Origin of the sequence: Methanobrevibacter sp. (assembly GCF_045586545.1) — an archaeon.
In the GTDB taxonomy this organism is placed as follows: Archaea; Methanobacteriota; Methanobacteria; order Methanobacteriales; family Methanobacteriaceae; genus Methanocatella.
The window spans coordinates 40085-47595 of the sequence record NZ_JAZNAN010000034.1; the positions used below are offsets into that span (position 1 = coordinate 40085).

Consider the following 7511-nt stretch of genomic DNA (forward strand, 5'->3'; position numbering starts at 1 on the left):
TTTCTTAGAATATTGTAACAAGAGGAAACGAACATGTTTATAAAGATTAGGAGAGACACATTAATAATTTTATTATTAGCATTTATTTTAATTGTTTGTGGTCGTTTAATCACTTATGTGGCTTTCGCATCTTCTGATGATATAAATGATGGTATCCCTATCTCTGGAGTAATTATTAAAGGAAATGACATTGTTCCGGTAGATACAATCAGGTCTAATGTTATGCAGGCCGGTTTCAGGGAAGGTAGTGTAATATATGGGGATATTTTAAAAACTTCCAAAAGAGAAGTTTCGCTGCAAGATGCAATTCAGACGGCTCAAGAATTTGCTACACGGTCAACAGTACCAGGTACATCTGTTCAACCTATTACAGCGGCAGATGTTCAAGTAGACAAGAATACTGGTGTTGTTACAGTTACAGTTATAGAAGACTTTTCTTCAGTTGAATTAGACAATAAAACATTGAATGCAGGTGGATGAAAGTGAGGAAGTTAAAAATTGCACTTGTAATGTTTGTTATTTTATTGATGACAATGAGTAGTGTTGCAGCTACTTGTAACATTATTGTTATTACAGACCCTACAGGTCAGGATCCTAACGGGGCTGCAGCAGGAAGTATGTCATATGCAGACAACATGTTCCAATCTACATTCTTAATGTCTAAGAACAATCACTTTGCAGTACTCTCAGGGGGTACTGGTAGTTCCGATACTAGGCTGGATTCCATCGTTGATGCAGTAGCGAATTTAGAAAACAATGCTTCAGCAGCTTCAGCAGCTTCAATCGCATCCCAATATAAAGGAGCTCGTCTTGTAGTCGGTGGTCCAACTATTGGTGCAGCTATTGGAGGTTCTTTCAATGCTTATGTAATTACTGTTGATGATGTAAGTAATGAAGTTAAAGTAACTCCATATAACAGTGGGGTAGCTACTTTGCCACCTGGTCAAAAAGGAGCTATTATTCACTTAAGGAATACTGCTGGAAACCCATTATATGGTACTGCGGATTCCGTAAGAAAAGAAACTGCAATCAATATTGGAAAAATGATTAGGGATGGTTATCCTGCAACCACCATTCTTTCTGAGGCTATGGGAGAAGTAGCCAGAGATTCAGGAGAAAAATACGGTGGTGGTGGAGTAAACCTCATATCCGGTATTTCAACAGATGACATGTTCACTCCTAAAGAAATGAATGCCACCGGTTATCCGATGGACGAGGAATATTCAAAAGTTTGTGATGATTGTGGATGGGCGTTGGGTTATCCTGCAGCCGAAGCGTATGGTAAATGTCCTGTTTGTGGTGGTGAAATTAGAACTGTTTACGCATATGAGGCATTAGGTGCCGCTTTAACAGTTAGTTCTAATGCAGTAAGTGTTTCTGTTTATGGTAGTGACAGGCCAGGTCTGGCGGCTACTACTAAAGAGATTGTAGAAGCATCCGTTGCTAAATATGGATATGATGCATCAGCTATTGCAGGTTCCATTAATAGAGGTATTGATAATGGTCTTTTAATGGGAGTTGACCATGTTGAACCTAAAGATATTAACGTAAAACAAGGTTCAAAGGCTGTTGGTGTTTATTATAATTCACTTCCAGGCGATAGGTCTTCTCCGGCATGGGATTTACCAATTGATGGAAATATTTTAACTATATTGGGTAGTATTCAAACGGCTGTCGGTATTATCTTGATATTGCTTGTTGTATTTAGAAGTAGACTATTAAAATCTTTCCAAGATAGGTGATTTTCACCTATAATTTTTTTTATAGTGGTTTATATGGCTTTGATTTTAGTTAGAGGAGAAAATAATACAAAATTGCTTAGTGCTATTTCAGACATGGAACGCCATGCCAGTTTAAATTTAGTATCAAATCCAAAAGTTATTAGTGCTGAATTTGCAGATTCTTTAGTAGAAGAGATTTTAAATTCAAAACTTAGAACAAAATCCAATGTTGCTACTGCATTTTTTGTAAAGGAAGATCCTACATTAAGCATTATGCAGATTAAAAAAATTCATCCTCCAGCTCATGTAGTAGTTGTCAGTGATGAATATGAAGGTTATGAGAAGTTAAACAATAAATTAGACTCATCTGATCTGTTTCCAGGATATAATTCTCATAAAGCCCGCAATGATGGTTTAATTGACTATAAAATCCAGGGTAAGGATCGTTATATAAAAAATGATAAATTAAATAGCTATATGAAATAGCTATTTCCTTTTGATTTTCATTATGTTTCCTAAGGTACGTTCGCCTGAGGTGTTACTAACAAATTGATTCAAATCTATATCATTCACCTTTTCAAGAAGTTTTATGTTTAAGGCTTTTTCAAATTTCTTTGTAAGCTTTAAGTCAGGGGTCATTTTACCGGTTTCGATTCTTGTAATTACAGAAACTCTTTCATTAATTTTCCTGCCTAAATCTTCACGGGACCAGTCTTTTGATTCTCTAGCGTTTCTTATTTTTAAAGCAAAGTCTTCGACTAGTTCTTCTGTAGGTTCGTCTCTTCTTGAATAGTTTCTTTTTCTGGCGTTAGTGGTTTTTCTTCCCTTTTCATTCTGCCTTACAAATTTTGGTTTTGGAGGTGCTTTTTGGATTTTACCAAGTTTTGAACACTCCTTACAAACAACCATAACTGACCCTTCAATTTTTGCTCTTATTGGATTGTTTTCAGGTACTGGTTTACCACAAATTTCGCATTCCATTTTAATTTTTCCCCCAAAGTATTTCTATTTAATTATATAATATTAAGTTATTAATATTTGTTAGTATGCTGTAAAATGAATACCTTTAAATACTTTAAAGTTACTAATTGTTATTAAAGTAACATGTTGTAAAAAAATTTTGTACTAACTGGAGATGATTCACATGGATGATTTTAATGATTTGGAAAATTCTTCTAAAGAACAGTTAATTAAAAAGGTAGAATCACTACAAGATGAAATTGAATTAATGAGGGAAGAAAGATCCAAAACTAAAAGTAACTTAATGTGGAAAGTTAGGAAATTAGAAAAAGATAAAGTCTTAATTGAAAATGAAAAGATTAGGCTAGAAAGGGAAACCAAATCCTTACGTTCTGAAGTTGACAGGTTTAGGTCCCCTCCTTTAGTATTGGCTACTATTACTGAAGTATTAGATGATCACAGAATGACTGTTAAAAGTAGCACCGGTCCTAGTTTTCTTGTTAATTACTCAAAATTCTTAGATGAAAAATTATTAGTACCTGGTTCAAGGGTAGCATTAAATCAACAAACATTCGGTATTGTTGAAGTATTGCCATCAGAAAAAGATGCTAATGTTTCTGGAATGGAAATTGAAACCAAACCAGATATTACTTATGAACAAATTGGCGGTCTAGAAGACCAAATACTCGAAGTTAAAGAAACCGTAGAATTGCCATTAACAGAGCCTGAGTTATTTGAAAAGGTAGGTATTGAACCTCCTAAAGGAATATTGTTATATGGTCCGCCTGGAACTGGAAAAACTTTGCTTGCTAAGGCTGTAGCTAATGAAACCAACGCTACATTTATCAAGATTGTAGCATCAGAATTTGTTAAAAAGTACATTGGTGAAGGAGCAAGACTTGTTCGTGAAGTATTTGAACTTGCTAAAGAAAAGGCCCCGGCTATCATTTTCATAGATGAACTTGATGCTGTTGCAGCTAAAAGACTTAAAAGTTCCACTAGTGGAGATAGAGAAGTTCAAAGGACTTTAATGCAACTTTTAGCAGAACTTGACGGTTTTGAATCTAGAGGCGACATTGGTATTATTGGTGCAACAAATAGGCCTGATATCTTAGACCCTGCACTTTTACGTCCGGGCCGTTTCGACAGATTTATTGAAGTTCCGCTTCCAAATGTTGATGGAAGACGTGAAATTCTTAAAATTCACACTAAAAACATGTCTTTAGATGATGAAGTCAGCATTGACTCACTTGCTGAGATTACTGAAGATTTGTCTGGTGCTGACTTGAAGGCTGTATGTACTGAAGCCGGTATGTTTGCAATTCGTGAAAAACGTGATAAAATCACTGTAAATGACTTTATGGATGCTATTGAAAAGGTCATGAATAAAACTAAAGAAGACGAAATGTTCAACACTGAAGCCGGTGTGATGTTCGGTTAATTTCATAAAAAATATAAGCCGATGATGAACCCTATGAGCTCTGATATGTGATGAATGATGGGCGAGCTGAGGCTTATTTTTTTAATCTTTTTTTCTAAAACTTTATTTAAAAGTAAATTCTAATACTATAATTATGTTATTTAATAAAAATGATGATAGAGTTAATGAAAGAATTCTTTATCAAACAAAACCTAATATGATTTTAGGATGCAAGAAAGCAATTTTCGGCGTAATCCTATTAGGTGTTGTTTTATTTGTTTCTCCAATGATTATAAAATTCATCGGTGAGATGCAGGTATATATGATATCTTATGTAAAGCTTTCTTTGACTAGATATTCAGCCATTGCCCTTTTTGTCGTCATTCTTATTATTGTACTTTATATAATCTGGCAATTGATTGCATGGCATTCAATTGAATATACGCTGACGGATTCTAGAATTATCGTTAAATCCGGCGTTCTATCTACTAAAAAAACTTATATGCCTTATTCCACTATTCAGGATGTAAATACTTCTCAAAGTATTCTTGCCAAGTTGTTTAATGTGGGATCAGTTTCTGTCTTTAGCGCATATGACAATAATCTGATGGAATTGTCAAACATTTCAAATCCTTCAAAGGCTGAAGAGATTATATTTTCCCATATTGTTGGGCCTAGAAATTTTCAGACTCAGGTTCCTAGATACAATCAACCATCAATACCTCAGGAAAGAGGATATTTCGATGAGGATGATGAGTATTTGGGTAGAAATGAATATTATGATGATTTTGATGTAATTACTCCCATAACCCATGAAAAATATGCCAACCAAAGGAGAGAATATGACTATTATCCGGAAAATTTGAGCTTTGATGAAAGTCCAGTTCATAATTATGAATACGAGCCATATGACAATGGATTTGGAAGGGATATCAAAACTCAAAACCAGTATCCTCAAGATAGTTATTATAATGAAGTAAGGGATGAGTATTCTTATGGTAATGATGATTACTATCATGATAATTCCTCTCAAAATCAATATGATGGAAGTTATGGCGAAGTCTCCAAAAATGATGCGGATAATGTAGATGATATAGAAGATTCTCCACAAAAAGTTATTAGAAGACACTTCGATAAATTTAAAAAATAAGGTTTTTTGCATGAATTTTGATTATGACGTTGTAATAATAGGTGGGGGTCCGGTAGGATCTACTATTGCATATTATCTTTCCAGCAATGATTTATCCGTCTGCATTATAGAGAAAAAAACACAAATTGGTTTTCCTCTTCAATGTGCAGGAATTTTAAGCAATCATATTTTTGAATTAAATGAGCTTCCAGAAAATATTATCCTAAATAGGGTTAAGGGAGCATTCCTTCACACCAGAAATCGAATTTTAAATATAGAAAAAGATGAAACCGTTGCATATATTATAGATAGGGTAGCATATGATGACTTTTTATTCAATAAGGCTTTAAAAAATAATGTGGATTTTATTAATCAAAAGGCTATTGATTTTGATTTTGAAAAGGGAATTGTATTTCTTCAGAACAATCAGGAAATTAAATCCAAGATTATTGTAGGGTGTGACGGCTATAAATCAGGCGTATCTAATAAGATGGGCAATGTTCAAAAGAACTTCAACGCTTCCCAAATGCTTGTAAAAATTGATGAGGACAATATTAATAAATTCAGAAGTTCCGATAGCGAATGTGCAGACTTTGTTGATGCATATATGTTTGAAGAAATCGTACCTGGTTTTTTATGGCTAATTCCACTAAAGAATAATTTATATAGGGTAGGATTGTTTTCCGACGATTCACATAAAAAACAGAATGAGTTTTTAGAGGATTTCCTAAATGAAAACTTTGAATATGAGATAGTTGAGAAATACAAAGGCTTCATACCAATATTCAATGATAAAAACAATATGGTCTACTCAAGAGCATTACTGATTGGGGATGCGGCAGCACAAGTAAAACCAACTTCAGGCGGAGGTTTATTAATTGCATTTGATGCTTGTAAAATGGCATCTAGATGGATTGTTGAAGCTATTGCAACAGACAATATAAAAATATTAAAGGAGTATCAAAAGGAATTTAATAAGAAATATTCAAGGGAGTTCAATTATCAATTTAAAGTTCAAAAGGCTTTTAAAATATTTTCAGATGATGATTTAGATTATTTATTTTTAAAACTTAAAGAAAATGATGGGGAATATCTGGTTTCAGAGTATGGGGATATGGACACTCAATCAACACTTGTAAAAGAAGTAATAAAAAGGGGATTAATATTTAAAATTGTTCCATCATTTCTTTTCAAAAAAGTTGGAAAAATTTTTGGGTTAAGGTGAGTTACAATGGAATTGTTATGCATACAATCACAGGAACATCCTGAGTTGCCTCAAGCGGAATTAAAAGCAGTAATGGAATGTGAAGACATAGACGCCACTATGGATGTGATTACCCATGGGTTAGTTATATTGAAAGACATATCTCAGGACAATATTGATGCATATTATAAAATTCTAACAAAAAGATTGGGTTATACTCATGAGGTTCATGAAGTAATATTGAAATCCGATGTGGATAATTTCGAAAAGGATGTTTCAGGTATTGATTGGTCACAATACATTAAAGAAACATTTGCCGTTCGTGTAAAAAGATTCCATTCAGACATTGATACTGTAGGATATGAAAGAAAAGCAGGCTCTTTGATACTTGCAAATTGCGAGGATATAAAAGTTAATTTGACTAAACCGAAATCATTAGTCAGAATAGTCGCTTTTGGTGATGAGCTATTCATAGCTATTGAAAAAATTAAATTGAATAAGAAACACTTTGAAGAGAGTAAACCTCATAAAAGACCATTTTTCTATCCGGGTTCCATGAGTCCTAAGTTAGCGAGATGCATGGTGAATCTGTCAAGAGTTAAAGAAGGGCAATTGCTTTTGGATCCGTTTTGTGGAACTGGAGGAATATTGATTGAAGCAGGATTAATAGGCTGTAAGGTAGTAGGTTCGGATATCTATTGGAAAATGAAGAATGGGGCTGCCGTCAATCTTGATTATTATGGCATCAAAGATTACAGGACATTTAATTTGGACGTTCGTGAACTTAAAATGTATGAAAAGGTGTCCAGTGTTGTAACTGATCCGCCTTATGGAATATCTACTTCAACTGGGGATATTGAAGGTGAAGATATTTTTAAAGAATTTTTTAAATCAATCTATGATAACATGAGAGATGATGCATTATTATGTATGGCTAGTCCTCACTATGTAGATTTAAAACCAATGGCCGATGAAGTGGGCTTTGAGATTATAGAGCAGTATGGTATTAAAATGCATAGAAGTTTAACCAGGATTATTTCAGTAATTCGTAAAAAGTTATAGAAAAATAGTTACATT

Annotated in this window: 8 protein-coding genes; 7 read left to right on the forward strand and 1 reads right to left on the reverse strand. The window is 33.8% G+C overall.

All coding sequences use genetic code 11. The annotated features are described in order from the left end of the window. The first annotated feature begins 33 nt into the window (after positions 1-33). Genes ACKI3D_RS03220 through ACKI3D_RS03230 form a run of 3 tightly spaced genes read left to right on the forward strand, consistent with a single transcriptional unit; the run spans position 34 to position 2207 of the window. Positions 34-480 carry a hypothetical protein gene (locus tag ACKI3D_RS03220; RefSeq protein WP_407392308.1) on the forward strand — a complete coding sequence of 149 codons (447 nt, stop codon included), beginning with the start codon at positions 34-36 and terminating at the stop codon, positions 478-480. Positions 481-524: 44 nt separating this feature from the next. Next, entirely contained in the window at positions 525-1742 is a 1218-nt protein-coding gene (locus ACKI3D_RS03225; RefSeq protein ID WP_407392324.1) for a hypothetical protein, read from the forward strand. A 33-nt stretch (positions 1743-1775) separates the two neighbouring features. Then, entirely contained in the window at positions 1776-2207 is a 432-nt protein-coding gene (locus tag ACKI3D_RS03230) for a DUF356 domain-containing protein (protein WP_407392325.1), read from the forward strand. Here the strand turns inward: ACKI3D_RS03230 and ACKI3D_RS03235 are convergent, their stop codons facing one another. Then, on the reverse strand, positions 2208-2702 hold the full coding sequence (locus tag ACKI3D_RS03235; RefSeq protein WP_407392310.1) for a multiprotein bridging factor aMBF1: 495 nt from the start codon (positions 2700-2702) through the stop codon (positions 2208-2210). It lies immediately after the preceding gene. A 154-nt stretch (positions 2703-2856) separates the two neighbouring features. On the opposite strand from ACKI3D_RS03235, the gene ACKI3D_RS03240 reads away from it, so the two are divergent. The 4 genes from ACKI3D_RS03240 (at position 2857) to ACKI3D_RS03255 (ending at position 7496) form a co-directional block, all read left to right on the forward strand. After that, positions 2857-4122 carry a proteasome-activating nucleotidase gene (locus tag ACKI3D_RS03240; protein WP_407392312.1) on the forward strand — a complete coding sequence of 422 codons (1266 nt, stop codon included), beginning with the start codon at positions 2857-2859 and terminating at the stop codon, positions 4120-4122. A 133-nt stretch (positions 4123-4255) separates the two neighbouring features. Then, complete coding sequence (locus tag ACKI3D_RS03245; protein ID WP_407392314.1) at positions 4256-5251, forward strand: PH domain-containing protein; 996 nt, start codon at positions 4256-4258, stop codon at positions 5249-5251. 10 nt (positions 5252-5261) lie between these two features. After that, positions 5262-6455 carry a geranylgeranyl reductase family protein gene (locus tag ACKI3D_RS03250; RefSeq protein ID WP_407392316.1) on the forward strand — a complete coding sequence of 398 codons (1194 nt, stop codon included), beginning with the start codon at positions 5262-5264 and terminating at the stop codon, positions 6453-6455. A gap of 6 nt (positions 6456-6461) precedes the next feature. Next, complete coding sequence (locus ACKI3D_RS03255; RefSeq protein WP_407392318.1) at positions 6462-7496, forward strand: TIGR01177 family methyltransferase; 1035 nt, start codon at positions 6462-6464, stop codon at positions 7494-7496. Positions 7497-7511: the final 15 nt, after the last annotated feature.